The organism is Streptomyces flavofungini (genome assembly GCF_041028215.1).
GTDB lineage: Bacteria > Actinomycetota > Actinomycetes > Streptomycetales > Streptomycetaceae > Streptomyces > Streptomyces flavofungini_B.
Genome location: NZ_JASKYR010000005.1, coordinates 1 through 17,807 on the forward strand (window position 1 = coordinate 1; position 17,807 = coordinate 17,807).

Below are 17,807 nucleotides of genomic sequence, written 5' to 3' on the forward strand. Positions count from 1 at the left end.
CCCCAGGGCCCCCGCTACGCCACCCGTAAGGACTTCATCTACGGCGAAGACGTCACCATCGCCGACTGGACCATCCCGACCGAGGGCCTGCCCCGCTACCAGTGAGCTACCGCCACCAACGGCGCCGACACGCGAAAGGGCCCGTACGACCGAAGTCGTACGGGCCCTTCCGTTACAGCGTGTACTGCGATGCGCTCAGTTCAGAGCGACCGGGTTACCCCGATCCGCAAGCAAGTCGGGAGGACTTACTTGTTGATCTTGGTGACCTGGCCGGCGCCGACGGTCCGGCCACCCTCACGGATGGCGAACTTCAGGCCCTCTTCCATCGCGACGGGCTGGATGAGCTCAACGGTCATCTCAGTGTTGTCGCCCGGCATGACCATCTCGGTGCCCTCGGGGAGGGTCACGACGCCGGTCACGTCGGTGGTGCGGAAGTAGAACTGCGGGCGGTAGTTGTTGAAGAACGGGGTGTGACGGCCACCCTCGTCCTTCGACAGGATGTAGGCCTGGGCCTCGAACTCGGTGTGCGGCGTGACCGAACCGGGCTTGATGATGACCTGGCCGCGCTCGACGTCCTCGCGCTTGATGCCACGGAGGAGCAGACCGACGTTCTCACCGGCCTGGCCCTCGTCGAGCAGCTTGCGGAACATCTCGATGCCGGTGACCGTGGTGGTGGTCTTCTCGGTCTTGATGCCGATGATGTCGACGGTCTCGTTGACCTTGAGGACACCACGCTCGATACGACCGGTGACGACGGTGCCACGACCGGTGATCGTGAAGACGTCCTCGATCGGCATCAGGAACGGCTTGTCGACGTCGCGCTCGGGCTCCGGGATCGACTCGTCGACGGCCTTCATCAGGTCGAGGACGGTCTGGCCCCACTCCTTGTCGCCCTCAAGGGCCTTCAGAGCGGAGACCTTGACGACCGGCAGGTCGTCGCCCGGGAACTCGTACTCGGAGAGGAGCTCACGGACCTCGAGCTCGACGAGCTCCAGGATCTCCTCGTCGTCCACCATGTCGGCCTTGTTCAGGGCGACGACGATGTACGGAACGCCGACCTGGCGGGCCAGGAGCACGTGCTCCTTGGTCTGCGGCATCGGGCCGTCGGTGGCGGCGACCACGAGGATGGCGCCGTCCATCTGCGCGGCACCCGTGATCATGTTCTTGATGTAGTCCGCGTGACCCGGGCAGTCGACGTGGGCGTAGTGACGCGCCTCGGTCTGGTACTCGACGTGCGCGATGGAGATGGTGATACCGCGCTGGCGCTCCTCGGGAGCCTTGTCGATCTGGTCGAAGGCCGAGGCCTCGTTCAGGTCGGGGTACGCGTCGTGCAGCACCTTGGTAATGGCGGCCGTGAGGGTCGTCTTACCGTGGTCAATGTGACCGATGGTGCCGATGTTGACGTGCGGCTTAGTCCGCTCGAACTTCGCCTTCGCCACTGGGTCCTCCTGTGGAGTGGTTCTGTACGCCTTGCTTCATCGGCGCCAGGTGATCTTTGCTGGGAAGCCAGCCGCCGGGGTCCTTCGCCCTGCGGGGTCGAACCCCGGCGGATGGTGTCAAGCCTAAAGCGTGAACTCGGGTGAGTTACTCGCCCTTGGCCTTCGCGATGATCTCCTCGGCGACGTTCCGCGGAACCTCGGCGTAGGAGTCGAACTGCATTGAGTAGCTTGCGCGACCCGACGTCTTGCTGCGGAGGTCTCCGACGTAGCCGAACATCTCCGAGAGGGGCACGAGGCCCTTCACGACGCGAGCGCCGCTGCGCTCCTCCATGGCCTGGATCTGGCCACGGCGGGAGTTGATGTCACCGATGACATCACCCATGTAGTCCTCGGGCGTGGTGACCTCAACGGCCATCATCGGCTCGAGCAGCACGGGGGACGCCTTGCGCGCGGCCTCCTTGAAGGCCTGCGATCCGGCGATCTTGAAGGCGAGCTCGGAAGAGTCGACCTCGTGGTAGGCACCGTCGAGAAGAATGACGCGGACGCCCGTCATCTCGTAACCGGCGAGGATGCCGAACTGCATGGCCTCCTGCGCACCGGCGTCCACCGACGGGATGTACTCCCGCGGGATACGGCCACCGGTGACCTTGTTCACGAACTCGTACGACGCGTCGCCGTCCGTGATCGGCTCGATCGCGATCTGCACCTTGGCGAACTGACCGGTACCACCGGTCTGCTTCTTGTGGGTGTAGTCCACGCGCTCGACGGTCTTGCGGATCGTCTCGCGGTACGCGACCTGCGGCTTGCCGACGTTCGCCTCGACGCGGAACTCGCGCTTCATGCGGTCGACGAGCACCTCGAGGTGAAGCTCGCCCATACCACCGATGATGGTCTGGCCGGTCTCCTCGTCCGAGTGAACCTGGAAGGAGGGGTCCTCCTCCGAGAGACGCTGGATGGCGACACCCAGCTTCTCCTGGTCGCCCTTGGACTTCGGCTCGATGGCGACCTGGATGACCGGGGCCGGGAAGTCCATGGACTCCAGGATGACCGGGGCCTTGTCGTCACAGAGCGTCTCACCCGTGGTGGTCTGCTTCAGACCCATGACGGCGACGATGTCACCGGCGCCCACCGACTCGATCTCCTCACGCTTGTTCGCGTGCATGCGGTAGATCTTGCCGATGCGCTCCTTCTTGCCCTTGACGGAGTTCAGCACCGCGGTGCCGGAGTCCAGGCGACCGGAGTAGATCCGGACGAAGGTGAGCTTGCCGAGGTGCGGGTCGCTCGCGATCTTGAACGCGAGGGCCGACAGCGGCTCGTCGTCGGACGGCTTGCGCTTGACGACCGTCTCCGCGTCCTTGACGTCGTGGCCCTCGATGGCCTCGACGTCCAGGGGGGAGGGGAGGTAGCGCACGACGGCGTCGAGCAGGGGCTGGACGCCCTTGTTCTTGAACGCCGTACCGCAGAAGACGGGGGTGACGGTGGTGTCGCCGCCCTTGCCGGAGGCGATGGTGATGCGGCGGATCGCCGCGTACAGCTGCTCCTCGGTGGGCTCCTGGCCCTCCAGGTACAGCTCCATCATCTGCTCGTCGTTCTCCGCGACGGCCTCGAGCAGCTTGCCGCGGTACTCCTCGGCAGCCTCGGTGTGCGTCTCGGGGATGTCGACGATGTCGTAGGCCTCGCCCATCTTGGTCTCGGCGGACCAGACGAAGGCCTTCATCGTGACGAGGTCGACGACGCCCTTGAAGTCAGCCTCCGCGCCGATGGGCAGCTGCATGACGATCGGGGTCGCACCGAGGCGGTCGACGATCATGTCGACGCAGCGGTGGAACTCGGCACCGGTGCGGTCGAGCTTGTTGACGAAGCAGATACGCGGGACGCCGTAGCGGTCCGCCTGACGCCACACGGTCTCGGACTGGGGCTCAACGCCGGCGACGCCGTCGAACACCGTCACGGCACCGTCGAGCACACGGAGCGAACGCTCCACCTCGACGGTGAAGTCGACGTGGCCCGGGGTGTCGATGATGTTGATGGTGTGATCGACGTCGTTCAGCGGCCAGTGACAGGTGGTGGCAGCAGAGGTGATCGTGATGCCACGCTCCTGCTCCTGCTCCATCCAGTCCATCGTGGCGGCGCCGTCGTGGACCTCACCGATCTTGTACGACACACCGGTGTAGAACAGGATCCGCTCGGTGGTCGTCGTCTTGCCCGCGTCGATGTGGGCCATGATGCCGATGTTGCGCACCTTGGCCAGGTCAAGTGAAGTGGTAGCCATGTCGGCTCAGTCTTCTCTCGGTCTCGATGTGGGTAGCGACTACCAGCGGTAGTGCGCGAAGGCCTTGTTGGACTCGGCCATCTTGTGGGTGTCCTCGCGCTTCTTCACAGCGGCACCGAGGCCGTTGGAGGCGTCGAGGAGCTCGTTGAGCAGACGCTCGGTCATCGTCTTCTCGCGACGGGCGCGGGAGTAACCGACGAGCCAGCGCAGCGCCAGGGTGTTGGCACGACCGGGCTTGACCTCGATCGGGACCTGGTACGTGGCGCCACCGACGCGGCGGGACTTGACCTCAAGGGTGGGCTTGATGTTCTCAAGCGCGCGCTTCAGCGTGATGACCGGGTCGTTGCCGGTCTTCTCGCGCAGGCCCTCCATGGCGCCGTACACGATGCGCTCGGCGGTGGAGCGCTTGCCGTTCAGCAGCACCTTGTTGATGAGGGAGGTCACCAGAGGAGAACCGTAGACCGGGTCGATGATGACCGGGCGCTTCGGGGCGGGGCCCTTACGAGGCATTCTTACTTCTCCTTCTTGGCGCCGTAGCGGCTGCGGGCCTGCTTGCGGTTCTTGACACCCTGGGTGTCGAGGGAGCCGCGGATGATCTTGTAGCGAACACCAGGCAGGTCCTTCACACGGCCACCACGCACGAGCACGATGGAGTGCTCCTGCAGGTTGTGTCCCTCACCCGGGATGTAGGCCGTGACCTCGATACCGGAGGTCAGACGCACACGCGCGACCTTACGGAGGGCCGAGTTCGGCTTCTTCGGGGTGGTCGTGAACACACGCGTGCAGACGCCACGGCGCTGGGGCGAACCCTCGAGTGCGGGCGTCTTGTTCTTCTCGACCTTGTCCTGCCGGCCCTTACGGACCAGCTGCTGGATCGTAGGCACTACTTCTCCGGTTTCTGTGTGCCGAATAGTAAAGCTAACCTGGAACGTCGCCGACCCACGCGGTCGGGTGTGTCGAATCCGGCAGACTCCCGCCGCAAGGCGGGAAGAAGCGCAGATTGCGGTGGCCGTTGACGGACTCGCGCTGCGGTTGTTGACACGCGCACGAGCCCAGGCACACCCCAGGCACAAGGTCTGAGCGTACCTACCTCATCGGCTCTGGTCAAAACAAATGCCCACGCGCAGGACACACCCGGCTGCAACATACGACACAGGGCGGCCACCCCGCGAGGAGTGACCGCCCTGTGGGCGCCTTCGTACGCCCTTAACGGGGCGTACTACCGCTTACTGGTTGTACGGACCGTAGTCGTAGTCCTCCAGCGGCACAGCCTGGCCGGAGCCCGTGCCGAAGGGCGAGTAGTCGATGTCGTCGTAGCCGACGGCCGAGTACATCGCTGCCTTGGCCTCCTCGGTCGGCTCCACCCGGATGTTGCGGTAGCGGGACAGGCCCGTACCGGCCGGGATGAGCTTACCGATGATGACGTTCTCCTTGAGGCCGATGAGGCTGTCGGACTTGGCGTTGATCGCCGCGTCCGTCAGGACTCGGGTCGTCTCCTGGAAGGAGGCGGCCGACAGCCAGGATTCCGTCGCCAGCGAGGCCTTGGTGATACCCATCAGCTGCGGACGGCCGGAGGCCGGGTGGCCACCCTCCGTCACGACCCGACGGTTCTCGGTCTCGAACTTCGAGCGCTCGACGAGCTCGCCCGGCAGCAGCTCCGCGTCGCCGGACTCGATGATCGTCACGCGGCGCAGCATCTGCCGGATGATGATCTCGATGTGCTTGTCGTGGATCGACACACCCTGCGAGTTGTAGACCTTCTGGACCTCGCCGACCAGGTGGACCTGGACCGCGCGCTGACCGAGGATCCGCAGCACGTCGTGCGGGTTGGTGGCACCGAAGGTGAGCTTCTGGCCCACCTCGACGTGGTCACCCTCACGCACCAGGACCTTGGCACGCTTCGAGATCGGGAACGCCGTCTCGTCGCTGCCGTCGTCCGGGGTGACGACGATCTTCTTGGTCTTCTCGGTCTCCTCGATGCGGACACGGCCCGCGGCCTCGGAGATCGGGGCGACACCCTTCGGCGTACGAGCCTCGAAGAGCTCGACGACACGGGGCAGACCCTGGGTGATGTCGTCACCGGCCACACCACCGGTGTGGAAGGTACGCATCGTGAGCTGCGTGCCGGGCTCACCGATGGACTGGGCGGCGATGATGCCGACCGCCTCACCGATGTCGACCAGCTTGCCGGTGGCCAGCGAGCGGCCGTAGCAGAAGGCACAGGTGCCGACCGCGGACTCACAGGTCAGGACCGAGCGGGTCTTGACCTCCTCGACGCCGTTGGCGACCAGGGCGTCGATGAGGACGTCACCGAGGTCGACGTTGGCCGGCGCGATGACCTTGCCGTCGATGACGACGTCCTCGGCCAGCATGCGGGCGTACACCGAGGTCTCGACGTTCTCCGTCTTGCGGAGGACACCGTCCTCGCCCTTGACCGCGATCTTCAGCTTCAGACCGCGCTCGGTGCCACAGTCCTCCTCGCGAATGATGACGTCCTGCGAGACGTCGACCAGACGACGGGTGAGGTAACCGGAGTCGGCGGTACGGAGAGCCGTGTCCGCCAGACCCTTACGGGCACCGTGCGTGGAGATGAAGTACTCGAGGACGGTGAGGCCCTCACGGAACGAGGCCTTGATCGGACGCGGGATGGTCTCGTTCTTCGCGTTCGACACCAGACCACGCATACCGGCGATCTGCCTCATCTGCATCATGTTTCCTCGGGCACCCGAGTCAACCATCATGAAGATGGGGTTGGTCTTGGGGAAGTTCGCGTTCATCGCCTCGGCGACCTCGTTGGTCGCCTTGGTCCAGATCGCGATGAGCTCCTGCGTGCGCTCGTCCTTGGTGATCAGACCGCGCTCGTACTGCTTCTGGACCTTCTCGTCCTGGGCCTCGTAGCCCGCGACGATCTCCTTCTTGGCCGCGGGGACCACGACGTCGGAGATGGCCACGGTGACGCCGGAACGGGTCGCCCAGTAGAAACCGGCCGCCTTCAGGTTGTCGAGCGTCGCCGCCACGATGACCTTGGGGTAGCGCTCGGCCAGGTCGTTGACGATCTCGGAGAGCTGCTTCTTGCCCACCGAGTAGTCGACGAACGGGTAGTCCTCGGGGAGGAGCTCGTTGAAGAGCGCGCGGCCCAGCGACGTACGCAGCCGGAAGCTGTCGCCCGGCTGGTAGGCACGCTCGTCACCGAAGTCCTCGCCCTCGGCGCTGACCGGCGGGGTCCAGCCGCGCGGCGGGATGGTGCCCACCGGGAAGCGGATGTCGACGGTCGACTGGAGCGCGAGCTCACCGGCGTCGAACGCCATCATCGCCTCGGCGGTGGAACCGAACGCGCGGCCCTCGCCCTTGGTGTCCCGCAGCTCACCGTCGGTGGTGAGGAAGAACAGACCGAGGACCATGTCCTGGGTCGGCATCGTCACCGGACGGCCGTCCGCGGGCTTGAGGATGTTGTTCGAGGACAGCATCAGGATGCGGGCCTCGGCCTGCGCCTCCGCGGAGAGCGGCAGGTGCACGGCCATCTGGTCACCGTCGAAGTCCGCGTTGAACGCGGTGCAGACGAGCGGGTGGATCTGGATGGCCTTGCCCTCGACCAGCTGCGGCTCGAAGGCCTGGATGCCGAGGCGGTGCAGCGTGGGCGCACGGTTCAGCAGAACCGGGTGCTCCGCGATGACCTCTTCCAGGACGTCGTACACGACCGTGCGGCCGCGCTCGACCATCCGCTTGGCGCTCTTGATGTTCTGCGCGTGGTTCAGGTCGACCAGGCGCTTCATCACGAACGGCTTGAAGAGCTCCAGCGCCATGGCCTTCGGCAGACCGCACTGGTGCAGCTTGAGCTGCGGACCGACGACGATCACGGAACGCGCGGAGTAGTCCACACGCTTGCCGAGAAGGTTCTGACGGAAGCGGCCCTGCTTGCCCTTGAGCATGTCGGACAGCGACTTCAGCGGACGGTTGCCGGGGCCCGTCACCGGGCGGCCACGGCGGCCGTTGTCGAAGAGCGCGTCGACGGCCTCCTGGAGCATGCGCTTCTCGTTGTTCACGATGATCTCGGGTGCGCCGAGGTCGAGAAGCCGCTTCAGGCGGTTGTTGCGGTTGATCACACGGCGGTACAGGTCGTTCAGGTCGGAGGTCGCGAAGCGGCCACCGTCCAGCTGCACCATCGGACGCAGGTCCGGCGGGATGACCGGCACGCAGTCGAGCACCATGCCCTTGGGGCTGTTGCTGGTCTGCAGGAACGCGGAGACGACCTTGAGGCGCTTGAGCGCACGGGTCTTCTTCTGGCCCTTGCCGGTACGGATGATCTCGCGGAGGCGCTCGGCCTCCTCGTCGAGGTCGAAGGACTCCAGGCGCTTCTGCAGCGCCGCGGCACCCATCGAGCCGTCGAAGTACGTGCCGAAGCGGTCACGCAGCTCGCGGTAGAGCAGCTCGTCGCCCTCCAGGTCCTGGACCTTGAGGTTCTTGAAGCGGTTCCACACCTCGTCGAGACGGTCGATCTCGCGCTGCGCACGGTCGCGCAGCTGCTTCATCTCACGCTCGGCGCCCTCGCGCACCTTGCGGCGCACGTCGGCCTTGGCACCCTCCGCCTCAAGCTCGGCCAGGTCGGTCTCGAGCTTCTTGGCGCGGGCCTCCAGGTCGGAGTCGCGGCGGTTCTCGATCTGCTGGCGCTCCACGGAGACGTGCGCCTCCAGGGAGGGCAGGTCGCGGGTGCGGCGCTCCTCGTCCACGAACGTGATCATGTACGCCGCGAAGTAGATGACCTTCTCGAGGTCCTTCGGGGCGAGGTCGAGGAGGTAGCCGAGGCGCGACGGGACGCCCTTGAAGTACCAGATGTGCGTGACGGGCGCGGCCAGCTCAATGTGGCCCATCCGCTCACGGCGCACCTTGGCGCGAGTGACCTCGACGCCACAGCGCTCACAGATGATGCCCTTGAAGCGGACACGCTTGTACTTGCCGCAGTAGCACTCCCAGTCCCGGGTCGGACCGAAGATCTTCTCGCAGAAGAGTCCGTCCTTCTCGGGCTTCAGGGTGCGGTAGTTGATGGTCTCCGGCTTCTTGACCTCACCGTGGGACCACTGTCGGATGTCGTCCGCGGTGGCAAGGCCGATCCGCAGCTCGTCGAAGAAGTTGACGTCGAGCACTTTGTCGTCAATCCCTCTTTCGGGGTCGAGTCTCAATCATGGTCTGAACGGGTCCGGGGAGAGCCGGCCGGGCGCTGGGGCCCGGCCGGACAACCCGTCAGACCTCTTCGACGCTGCTCGGCTCGCGCCGGGACAGGTCGATACCGAGCTCCTCCGCCGCGCGGAAGACGTCCTCGTCGGTGTCGCGCATCTCGATGGACATGCCGTCCGAGGACAGCACCTCCACGTTGAGGCAGAGCGACTGCATTTCCTTGATGAGCACCTTGAAGGACTCAGGGATGCCGGGCTCGGGGATGTTCTCGCCCTTGACGATGGCCTCGTAGACCTTCACGCGGCCGGTCACGTCGTCGGACTTGATCGTCAGCAGCTCCTGGAGGGCGTACGCGGCGCCGTATGCCTCCAGCGCCCACACCTCCATCTCACCGAAGCGCTGACCACCGAACTGAGCCTTACCACCCAGCGGCTGCTGGGTGATCATCGAGTACGGGCCGGTCGAGCGCGCGTGGAGCTTGTCGTCGACCAGGTGGTGCAGCTTGAGGATGTACATGTACCCGACCGAGATCGGGTCCGGGAACGGCTCGCCGGAGCGGCCGTCGAACAGCTGCGCCTTGCCGGACGGAAGCACCATGCGCTCGCCGTCGCGGTTCGGGATCGTGTGCTGGAGCAGACCGGCGAGCTCGTCCTCACGCGCACCGTCGAAGACGGGGGTGGCGACGTTCGTGCCGGGGTCGACCTGGTCGGCGCCGATGGCCTGGAGGCGCTGCGCCCACTCGTCCGCGAGACCGGAGACGTCCCAGCCGCGGCTGGCGAGCCAGCCGAGGTGGATCTCCAGGACCTGTCCCGGGTTCATTCGGGACGGCACACCCAGCGGGTTCAGGATGATGTCGACCGGCGTGCCGTCCTCAAGGAAGGGCATGTCCTCGATCGGAAGGATCTTGGAGATGACACCCTTGTTGCCGTGGCGGCCGGCGAGCTTGTCACCGTCGGTGATCTTGCGCTTCTGCGCCACGTAGACACGGACCAGCTGGTTGACGCCCGGCGGGAGCTCGTCGCCCTCTTCACGGTCGAAGACGCGGACGCCGATGACCTTGCCGATCTCGCCGTGCGGCACCTTCAGGGAGGTGTCACGCACCTCGCGCGCCTTCTCACCGAAGATCGCGCGGAGCAGGCGCTCCTCCGGCGTCAGCTCGGTCTCACCCTTGGGCGTGACCTTGCCGACGAGGATGTCGCCGGCGACGACCTCGGCACCGATACGGATGATGCCGCGCTCGTCGAGGTCGGCGAGGACCTCTTCGGAGACGTTCGGGATGTCCCGGGTGATCTCCTCCGGGCCGAGCTTGGTGTCACGGGCGTCGACCTCGTGCTCCTCGATGTGGATCGAGGAGAGGACGTCGTCCTGCACGAGGCGCTGCGACAGGATGATCGCGTCCTCGTAGTTGTGACCCTCCCACGGCATGAACGCCACGAGCAGGTTCTTGCCGAGGGCCATCTCGCCCTCTTCGGTCGCGGGACCGTCGGCCAGGACCTGGCCCTCGATCACGCGGGCGCCCTCGTCGACGACAACCTTCTGGTTGACGGAGGTGCCCTGGTTCGACCGGGAGAACTTGGCGATGCGGTACGTGGTGTACGTGCCGTCGTCGTTGGTGACCGTGACGTAGTCGGCGGAGACCTCCTGGACCACACCGGCCTTCTCGGCCTTGATCACGTCACCGGCGTCGACCGCGCAGCGGTACTCCATGCCGGTGCCGACGAGGGGGGCCTCGGCGGTGATCAGCGGCACGGCCTGACGCATCATGTTCGCGCCCATGAGCGCGCGGTTGGCGTCGTCGTGCTCGAGGAACGGGATCATGGCGGTCGCGACCGACACCATCTGGCGCGGCGAGACGTCCATGTAGTCGACGTCCGTGCCGGGCACGTAGTCGATCTCGCCGCCGCGGCGGCGGATCAGGACGCGGGCCTCGGCGAAGTGGAGGTCGTCCGTCAGCGGCGCGTTGGCCTGCGCGATGACGAAGCGGTCCTCCTCGTCGGCCGTGAGGTAGTCGACGTCGTCGGTGACCTGGCCCTCGACGACCTTGCGGTACGGCGTCTCGACGAAGCCGAACGCGTTGACGCGGCCGTAGGAGGCGAGCGAACCGATCAGACCGATGTTCGGGCCTTCGGGCGTCTCAATGGGGCACATGCGGCCGTAGTGAGACGGGTGCACGTCACGGACCTCGAAGCCGGCCCGCTCACGGGACAGACCACCGGGACCCAGCGCCGAGAGACGACGCTTGTGCGTCAGGCCCGACAGCGGGTTGTTCTGGTCCATGAACTGCGACAGCTGCGAGGTGCCGAAGAATTCCTTGATCGACGCCACGACCGGGCGGATGTTGATCAAGGTCTGCGGCGTGATCGCCTCGACGTCCTGGGTCGTCATGCGCTCGCGGACGACGCGCTCCATACGAGCCAGACCCGTGCGGACCTGGTTCTGGATGAGCTCGCCCACGTTGCGCAGACGGCGGTTGCCGAAGTGGTCGATGTCGTCGGTCTCGACGACGATCGACGTGCCGCTGTCGCCCACGGTCTCGGTCTCACCGGCGTGCAGCTTCACCAGGTACTTGATCGAGGCGATGATGTCCTCGACCGTGAGGATGCCCGCGTCGAGCGGAGCGTCCGCACCCAGCTTCTTGTTCACCTTGTAGCGGCCGACCTTCGCGAGGTCGTAGCGCTTGGGGTTGAAGTAGAGGTTCTCGAGCAGCGTCTGAGCGGCCTCACGGGTCGGCGGCTCGCCCGGACGGAGCTTGCGGTAGATGTCGAGCAGCGCGTCGTCCTGCCCCTGGGTGTGGTCCTTCTCCAGGGTGGCGCGCATGGACTCGTACTCGCCGAACTCCTCAAGGATCTGCTCGGTCGTCCAACCGAGGGCCTTGAGCAGCACGGTGACCGACTGCTTGCGCTTGCGGTCGATGCGGACACCGACCATGTCGCGCTTGTCGATCTCCATCTCCAGCCAGGCACCCCGGGACGGGATGATCTTGGCGGAGAAGATGTCCTTGTCGGACGTCTTGTCGATCGAGGAATCGAAGTAGACGCCCGGCGAACGGACCAGCTGCGACACGACGACACGCTCGGTGCCGTTGATGACGAAGGTGCCCTTGTTGGTCATGAGCGGGAAGTCGCCCATGAAGACCGTCTGGGACTTGATCTCGCCGGTCTCGTTGTTGGTGAACTCGGCGGTGACGAAGAGCGGGGCCGCGAACGTGAAGTCGCGCTCCTTGCACTCGTCGATCGAGTTCTTCGGAGGCTCGAAACGGTGGTCGCGGAACGTCAGGGACATCGACCCGGAGAAGTCCTCGATCGGGGAGATCTCCTCGAAGATCTCCTCCAGACCGGACTTGGTGGGGACGTCCTGTCCGCTGTCCAGAGCCGCCTCGACACGAGCCTTCCACGCGTCATTGCCGAGCAGCCAGTCAAAGCTCTCGGTCTGCAGCGCAAGAAGGTTCGGAACCTCGAGGGGCTCCTTGATCTTTGCAAAGGAGATGCGCAGCGGGGCGGTGCTTGCGCCGTTGTTCGTATTCGCGGTCGAGGCAGTGCGCGAGGCGGCCAAGAGGGGGTCCTTCCGAGGGCTCGGACTCACTACGCGCGTACCGGTCCCAAGCGGGGCACAGAGACGGAGATCCCAGGTCAGGGATGCTTCAGTGCACGGTGCTCAAGCATGGGCATGCCCCTGGTGACGGGCAGGAGGCAGCTAACAGGCAGCGCAAAGGGTCAGTGTAGCCAGTCGGCCCACTGATGTCCAGTGCGGGTTCTGGGAGACCCTCGTTGTTCTCAACCCCTGCTGCAAGCCACGTCCTCAACGCACATCGATACTGCCCTCTTCGCCGCCGATCCATGCCTCGGATGCGGATCGTTGTGACGACGCGTCCTGAGAATTGCGCGCTGCGTGCGGTTCGTCAAGGCCCCCATGCCCCGACTTGGCCCTTGGACCGTCACCGTCACGGGCCGTTCCGGGGCACAACGAAGATCACCATACTCGCCGCGACCGACATCGCAAGGCGACCTTCACGGGTGGCCCAGGAACGCCGAAAGGCGACCACCCACATGGGTGATCGCCTTTGGCGACCCGTGCGTTACAGCGTTTCCGCCATACGTACGGTGCAGAGAGTCAGACGACTCGTGAGGTCACTTGACCTCGACGGAGGCGCCGGCGCCCTTGAGGGCCTCGGCGGCCTTGTCAGCGGCGTCCTTGGCGACCTTCTCGAGGACGGGCTTCGGGGTGCCGTCGACGAGGTCCTTGGCCTCCTTGAGACCCAGCGAGGTCAGCTCACGCACGACCTTGATGACCTGGATCTTTTTCTCGCCGGCGCCCGTGAGGATGACGTCGAACTCGTCCTGCTCGGCCTCGGCCTCGGCCGGGGCGGCAGCGGCGCCACCAGCGGCAACGGCGACCGGAGCGGCGGCGGTGACGTCGAACTTCTCCTCGAAGGCCTTCACGAACTCGGCGAGCTCGATGAGCGTGAGCTCCTCGAACTGAGCGAGCAGGTCTTCCTGGCTGAGCTTCGCCATGATGGGCGATCCTTCCACTAAATCGGCTGGTGCCGGGTGTATATGAAGGCGGGCGTACGTTCGGCCCGCTGCGACCGGCGCCCTAGCGGGCGTCGATCAATGCGCGAGCCGAATTACTCGGCACCGCCCTGCTCGGCCTTCTTGGCACGAAGCGCCTCCGCGGTGCGGACGAACTTCGAGGGAAGCGCCTGGAAGAGCGCGGCAGCCTGGGACTGCTTGCCCTTCATGGCGCCCGCCAGCTTGGCGAGCAGAACCTCGCGGGACTCGAGGTCCGCGAGCTTCTTGAACTCATCGGCGGACAGCGCCTTGCCGTCAAGGACACCGCCCTTGATGACGAGGTTGGGGTTTTCCTTGGCGAAGTCACGAAGACCCTTGGCCGACTCCACCGGGTCACCGGTGACGAAGGCAACCGCCGTCGGACCCGTGAACAGGTCGTCCAGCGTGTTGATCCCGGCCTCGTTGGCCGCGATCTTGGTCAGCGTGTTCTTCACCACGGCGTACTCGGAGTTCTCACCGAGCGAACGGCGCAGCTGCTTGAGCTGGGCCACGGTGAGACCCCGGTACTCGGTCAGCACGGCGGCGTTCGAGCTGCGGAACTTGTCCGTGAGCTCGGCTACCGCGGCAGCCTTGTCGGGCGTCGGCATAGAGCGTCGGCCTCCTTCCGGGTGATGAGGACCGCTCAGAAGGGGCCGAACAAAACGAAACGCCCCGGCGCAGGCGCACGGGGCGTGAGCTCGACCGGACCACAATCGGTCCAGGAGCACTTCCACAGTCACCTGCGCGGGTCGTCCGCCGTCTCAGCGGATCCTTCGGCCACCGCCCCCTCTTCCGAGAGCACGGCAACGACCAGCGGTCTTTGGCTTCTGTGGAAGCGTACGCGAACGGATCCGCGTCAGGCAAATCCGGTCAGACGCCGCTGTCCAGCCCCAGGGCGTCGGTGTCCGATGTGTCGCCCTTGCCGAGCTTTCCGAGCTCCTTGAACATCTCCATCAGGTCGAAGGTCTCACCGGCGGGCGGCGGGGTGACCTTCGCCGTGGTGCCGTAGTCGGAGAACGTCTGCGACGTCTTGACCGTGCCCTCGGGGGTCTTGATGTCGATGTCCATGCGGACCGGGTAGTCGTCCTCGTTGACCCAGACCTCGGTGTCGTAGCCCTTGATGCCCGACTTCTCGATGTTCTTGAGGAGCTTCTCCTTCTCGCTCTTGCTGAGCACGTCGTCGAGGGAGTCGTTCGTCGACATCATCTCCTTGACGGTGAGGCGGCCCTTGTAGCGCTGGGTCTGCGCACCGTCGACCTCGGAGGAGCCGACGTGCTTGAGGTTCGGGGACTCCAGGAGCATCGCGAGCTGCTTGGCCGGGTCCTGGTTCATGCTGTCCAGGCTGCCGGTCATCTGCTTCATGAGCTTCTCGTCGCCGGACTGCTCGGCCATGGCGGCGAAGTCCATCTTCATCCAGCGCTTGCCGTCCATGTCCTTGGCGGCGGCCGCGCCCAGGTCGGCGTACATGACGTTGTCACGCATGAGCATGCGGACCTGCTTGGGGGCGTCGGGGTCACCCTCGGTGAGCGCGGAGCCCGACATCGTCACGTCCATGACGGAGGGGTCCCAGCCAAGCACGCCGGACATCTTCATCTCACCGGCGCCGCCCATGGCCTTGCCCATCTTGCCGGGCGGCGTGGACATCGTCATCCGCACCTTGGCGGACTTGGCGGCCGTCGTCTTCTTGTAGGCGGCCGTGATGACCTCGGTGACCTGCGACGCGGACTGGATGCCCCCGGCGGCCCTGCCGCCCTTGTCCCCCTCGCCGTCCGAGCCGCCACAGGCGACCGCGCCGGTACAGAGCAGCGCGGTGGCGAGCACGGCGCCCGCCACCCTCTTGCCGCCCTGCTTTCCACGTACGACAACAGCAGTCATGACCCCACCCCTAGGAACACATGATCGACACATCTATGGATAGCCGAGAGTACCCGAGGGGTGAGACGGACAGCTTCCGGATATTCCGCTTCCGCTCGGCCGCGGGCCGCTGCTTCCGCTGGGCCGCGGGCCGCCGCTTCCGCTAGGACGCGGGCTGCTGCTTGGCCACGAGGTCCTTGAAGCTCAGGGTGTCGGAGGCCGGGGGCTTCTCGACGGAGAGCGGCGTGCCGTAGTCGCTGTAGTAGGCGGTCTGCGTGAAGGGGCCGTTCTTCGTGTCGGCCTTCTCGATCTTCTTGACCAGGAGGTCGTCGTCGTTGACCCAGATGTCGATGGTCTCGGTGCTGATGCCCGCCTGGTCGAACTGCTTGCGCAGCTCACCCAGCTGGTCCTCGTCCAGGTCGGTCCCCTTGGCGGTGAAGTCCGCGACGTCGACCTTGCCGGAGTAGTGCGTGGCCTTCGTCCCGCGGACGTCCTCCTCGCCGACGCGCTTCACATCGCCCGAGGCCAGCAGCATCTTCACCGACTGGTTCGGCGTGGTGTTCTGCATCTGGTCCTGGAACGCCTCGCCCGCGGCGCCGCTCATCTCGGCCAGCGTGTCGTAGTCGTACTCGATCCAGTGCTTGCCCCCGCCCGCCTTGGCCGCGAAGGCGTCGCCCATGTGCGCGTAGAAGCCGTTCTTCAGATAGCGGTAGTCGAGCGTGGACTGGCCGAGCTGCTTCATCTGCTCCGCCTGGGCGCCACCGGTGAAGGAGACCGTGACCTCGCCGGTGATGCCGTCCGACCAGCCCATGACGCCCTTCATGTCCATGGTGGCCTGGGCGCCCATGCTCGTCGTGCCGCTCACCCGGGCGGTGTCCGCCTTGTCGGTGGACTTCTCGACCGTGCGCAGGGCGGCTATGGGGCTGACCTTGATGCCGCCCTTGTCGTCCGCGCCGCCGGCCTTGTCGGAGGAACCGCCCGACCCGCCCGAACCACAGGCCGCGAGGCCCGTCAGCGCGGCGGCCACCGCGATCGAGAGACCCGTACGCCGCAACGTCGTGCTGTTCATTCCCACCCCTTGGCTTGTTCGACGACCCGCACGCTAGCGCAAGCCACTGACACACGTATCCGTATGCCCTGCCCGTACGCGGACGGCCCGTACACAAACAGGACGGGCCCCGCACCTCGAAAGGTTGCGGGGCCCGTCCACAGAACGCGTGCGCGACGCGGCTGCCGTCAGGATCAGACGGCGGCCGGGTCCTCCTCGACGAGGAGGTTGCGGGTGCGGTTGGAGTCCAGCGGAATGCCGGGGCCCATCGTGGTGGCGATGGCGGCCTTCTTGATGTAGCGACCCTTGGCGGCCGACGGCTTCAGACGGAGGATCTCCTCCAGGGCCGCGGCGTAGTTCTCCACCAGCTTGGTGTCGTCGAAGGACACCTTGCCGATGATGAAGTGCAGGTTCGAGTGCTTGTCGACGCGGAACTCGATCTTGCCGCCCTTGATGTCGTTGACAGCCTTCACGACGTCGGGGGTCACGGTGCCGGTCTTCGGGTTCGGCATCAGACCACGCGGACCGAGCACGCGGCCGAGGCGGCCGACCTTGCCCATGAGGTCCGGGGTGGCGACGACGGCGTCGAAGTCCAGGCGGCCCTTCGCGACCTCGTCGATGAGCTCGTCGGCGCCGACGATGTCGGCTCCAGCGGCTTCCGCGGCCGCAGCACGGTCACCGGTCGCGAAGACCAGGACCCGGGCGGTCTTGCCGGTGCCGTGCGGGAGGTTCACGGTGCCGCGGACCATCTGGTCGGCCTTGCGCGGGTCGACACCCAGACGCATGGCGACCTCGACGGTGCCGTCGAACTTGGTCGTGGAGGTCTCCTTGGCGAGACGGACGGCCTCGAGCGGGGCGTACAGCTTCTCCCGGTCGATCTTGGCGTCCGCAGCGCGGAGAGTCTTGCTGCGCTTCACTTCTGCTCCTGTTGGTTCAGGTATGGAGTCGTGGTGCGGACCAGCGCTTGGCCCTACCACTGAGAAAGGTCAGACGGGGAAGGGTCTCAGCCCTCGACCGTGATGCCCATGGAACGGGCGGTGCCGGCGATGATCTTCGACGCGGCGTCCAGGTCGTTGGCGTTGAGGTCTTCCATCTTGGTCTGCGCGATCTCGCGGATCTGCGCCTCGGTGACCTTGGCGACCTTGGTCTTGTGGGGCTCGCCGGAGCCCTTCTCGACACCAGCGGCCTTCAGGATCATCTTGGCGGCCGGCGGCGTCTTGGTGATGAAGGTGAAGGAGCGGTCTTCGTAGACCGTGATCTCCACCGGGATCACCCAGCCACGCTGCGACTCGGTCGCGGCGTTGTACGCCTTGCAGAACTCCATGATGTTGACGCCGTGCTGGCCCAGCGCGGGGCCGACCGGCGGAGCCGGGTTGGCGGCGCCGGCCTGGATCTGGAGCTTGATGAGCCCCGTGACCTTCTTCTTCTTGGGAGGCATTGCTCTCTCCGGGTCCTAGTGAGAGTTTTCAGCCAAC

At 65.9% G+C, this 17,807-nt stretch carries 12 protein-coding genes and 1 pseudogene; 1 reads left to right on the top strand and 12 read right to left on the bottom strand.

Translation table 11 applies throughout. From position 1 onward, the window contains the following. Window positions 1-105: pseudogene (locus AB8Z36_RS00640) on the top strand (Uma2 family endonuclease); the annotation flags it as partial. A gap of 140 nt (window positions 106-245) precedes the next feature. On the opposite strand, the gene tuf reads toward AB8Z36_RS00640, so the two are convergent. The 12 genes from tuf to rplK form a co-directional block, all read right to left on the bottom strand. Then, complete coding sequence (gene tuf, locus AB8Z36_RS00645) at window positions 246-1,439, bottom strand: elongation factor Tu (RefSeq protein WP_369211176.1); 1,194 nt, start codon at window positions 1,437-1,439, stop codon at window positions 246-248. A gap of 145 nt (window positions 1,440-1,584) precedes the next feature. Next, window positions 1,585-3,711, bottom strand: coding sequence for an elongation factor G (gene fusA / locus AB8Z36_RS00650; RefSeq protein WP_369211177.1), 2,127 nt, complete (start codon window positions 3,709-3,711; stop codon window positions 1,585-1,587). 39 nt (window positions 3,712-3,750) lie between these two features. Next, window positions 3,751-4,221 carry a 30S ribosomal protein S7 gene (gene rpsG / locus AB8Z36_RS00655; protein ID WP_003974303.1) on the bottom strand — a complete coding sequence of 157 codons (471 nt, stop codon included), beginning with the start codon at window positions 4,219-4,221 and terminating at the stop codon, window positions 3,751-3,753. A gap of 2 nt (window positions 4,222-4,223) precedes the next feature. Next, window positions 4,224-4,595, bottom strand: coding sequence for a 30S ribosomal protein S12 (gene rpsL / locus AB8Z36_RS00660; protein WP_003948652.1), 372 nt, complete (start codon window positions 4,593-4,595; stop codon window positions 4,224-4,226). A gap of 342 nt (window positions 4,596-4,937) precedes the next feature. After that, window positions 4,938-8,852: a DNA-directed RNA polymerase subunit beta' gene (locus tag AB8Z36_RS00665; RefSeq protein ID WP_030782593.1), complete on the bottom strand. Its 3,915-nt coding sequence runs from the start codon at window positions 8,850-8,852 to the stop codon at window positions 4,938-4,940. Between the two features lie 97 nt (window positions 8,853-8,949). Continuing rightward, complete coding sequence (gene rpoB, locus AB8Z36_RS00670) at window positions 8,950-12,435, bottom strand: DNA-directed RNA polymerase subunit beta (protein ID WP_369211178.1); 3,486 nt, start codon at window positions 12,433-12,435, stop codon at window positions 8,950-8,952. Between the two features lie 575 nt (window positions 12,436-13,010). Continuing rightward, window positions 13,011-13,394 carry a 50S ribosomal protein L7/L12 gene (gene rplL, locus AB8Z36_RS00675; RefSeq protein ID WP_369211180.1) on the bottom strand — a complete coding sequence of 128 codons (384 nt, stop codon included), beginning with the start codon at window positions 13,392-13,394 and terminating at the stop codon, window positions 13,011-13,013. A 113-nt stretch (window positions 13,395-13,507) separates the two neighbouring features. Continuing rightward, window positions 13,508-14,038, bottom strand: coding sequence for a 50S ribosomal protein L10 (gene rplJ / locus AB8Z36_RS00680; protein ID WP_062780303.1), 531 nt, complete (start codon window positions 14,036-14,038; stop codon window positions 13,508-13,510). A gap of 262 nt (window positions 14,039-14,300) precedes the next feature. Next, entirely contained in the window at window positions 14,301-15,305 is a 1,005-nt protein-coding gene (locus AB8Z36_RS00685) for a hypothetical protein (RefSeq protein ID WP_369211181.1), read from the bottom strand. A 142-nt stretch (window positions 15,306-15,447) separates the two neighbouring features. Continuing rightward, window positions 15,448-16,353 carry a hypothetical protein gene (locus tag AB8Z36_RS00690; RefSeq protein ID WP_369211182.1) on the bottom strand — a complete coding sequence of 302 codons (906 nt, stop codon included), beginning with the start codon at window positions 16,351-16,353 and terminating at the stop codon, window positions 15,448-15,450. Window positions 16,354-16,526: 173 nt separating this feature from the next. Next, a complete protein-coding gene (gene rplA, locus AB8Z36_RS00695) occupies window positions 16,527-17,249 on the bottom strand; it encodes a 50S ribosomal protein L1 (protein ID WP_369211183.1) in 723 nt (240 codons plus the stop codon). A gap of 86 nt (window positions 17,250-17,335) precedes the next feature. Next, window positions 17,336-17,770 (bottom strand): 50S ribosomal protein L11, encoded by a 435-nt coding sequence (gene rplK, locus AB8Z36_RS00700; protein WP_030782612.1) that lies wholly within the window; start codon window positions 17,768-17,770, stop codon window positions 17,336-17,338. Window positions 17,771-17,807 lie beyond the last annotated feature (37 nt).

Bases quoted from the DNA above. Each gene is read 5' to 3' on its own strand.
- fusA (WP_369211177.1), bottom strand. From the start codon at position 3,711: ATGGCTACCACTTCACTTGACCTGGCCAAGGTGCGCAACATCGGCATC.
- rpsG (WP_003974303.1), bottom strand. From the start codon at position 4,221: ATGCCTCGTAAGGGCCCCGCCCCGAAGCGCCCGGTCATCATCGACCCG.
- rplL (WP_369211180.1), bottom strand. From the start codon at position 13,394: ATGGCGAAGCTCAGCCAGGAAGACCTGCTCGCTCAGTTCGAGGAGCTC.
- rplJ (WP_062780303.1), bottom strand. From the start codon at position 14,038: ATGCCGACGCCCGACAAGGCTGCCGCGGTAGCCGAGCTCACGGACAAG.
- AB8Z36_RS00685 (WP_369211181.1), bottom strand. From the start codon at position 15,305: ATGACTGCTGTTGTCGTACGTGGAAAGCAGGGCGGCAAGAGGGTGGCG.
- AB8Z36_RS00690 (WP_369211182.1), bottom strand. From the start codon at position 16,353: ATGAACAGCACGACGTTGCGGCGTACGGGTCTCTCGATCGCGGTGGCC.
- rplK (WP_030782612.1), bottom strand. From the start codon at position 17,770: ATGCCTCCCAAGAAGAAGAAGGTCACGGGGCTCATCAAGCTCCAGATC.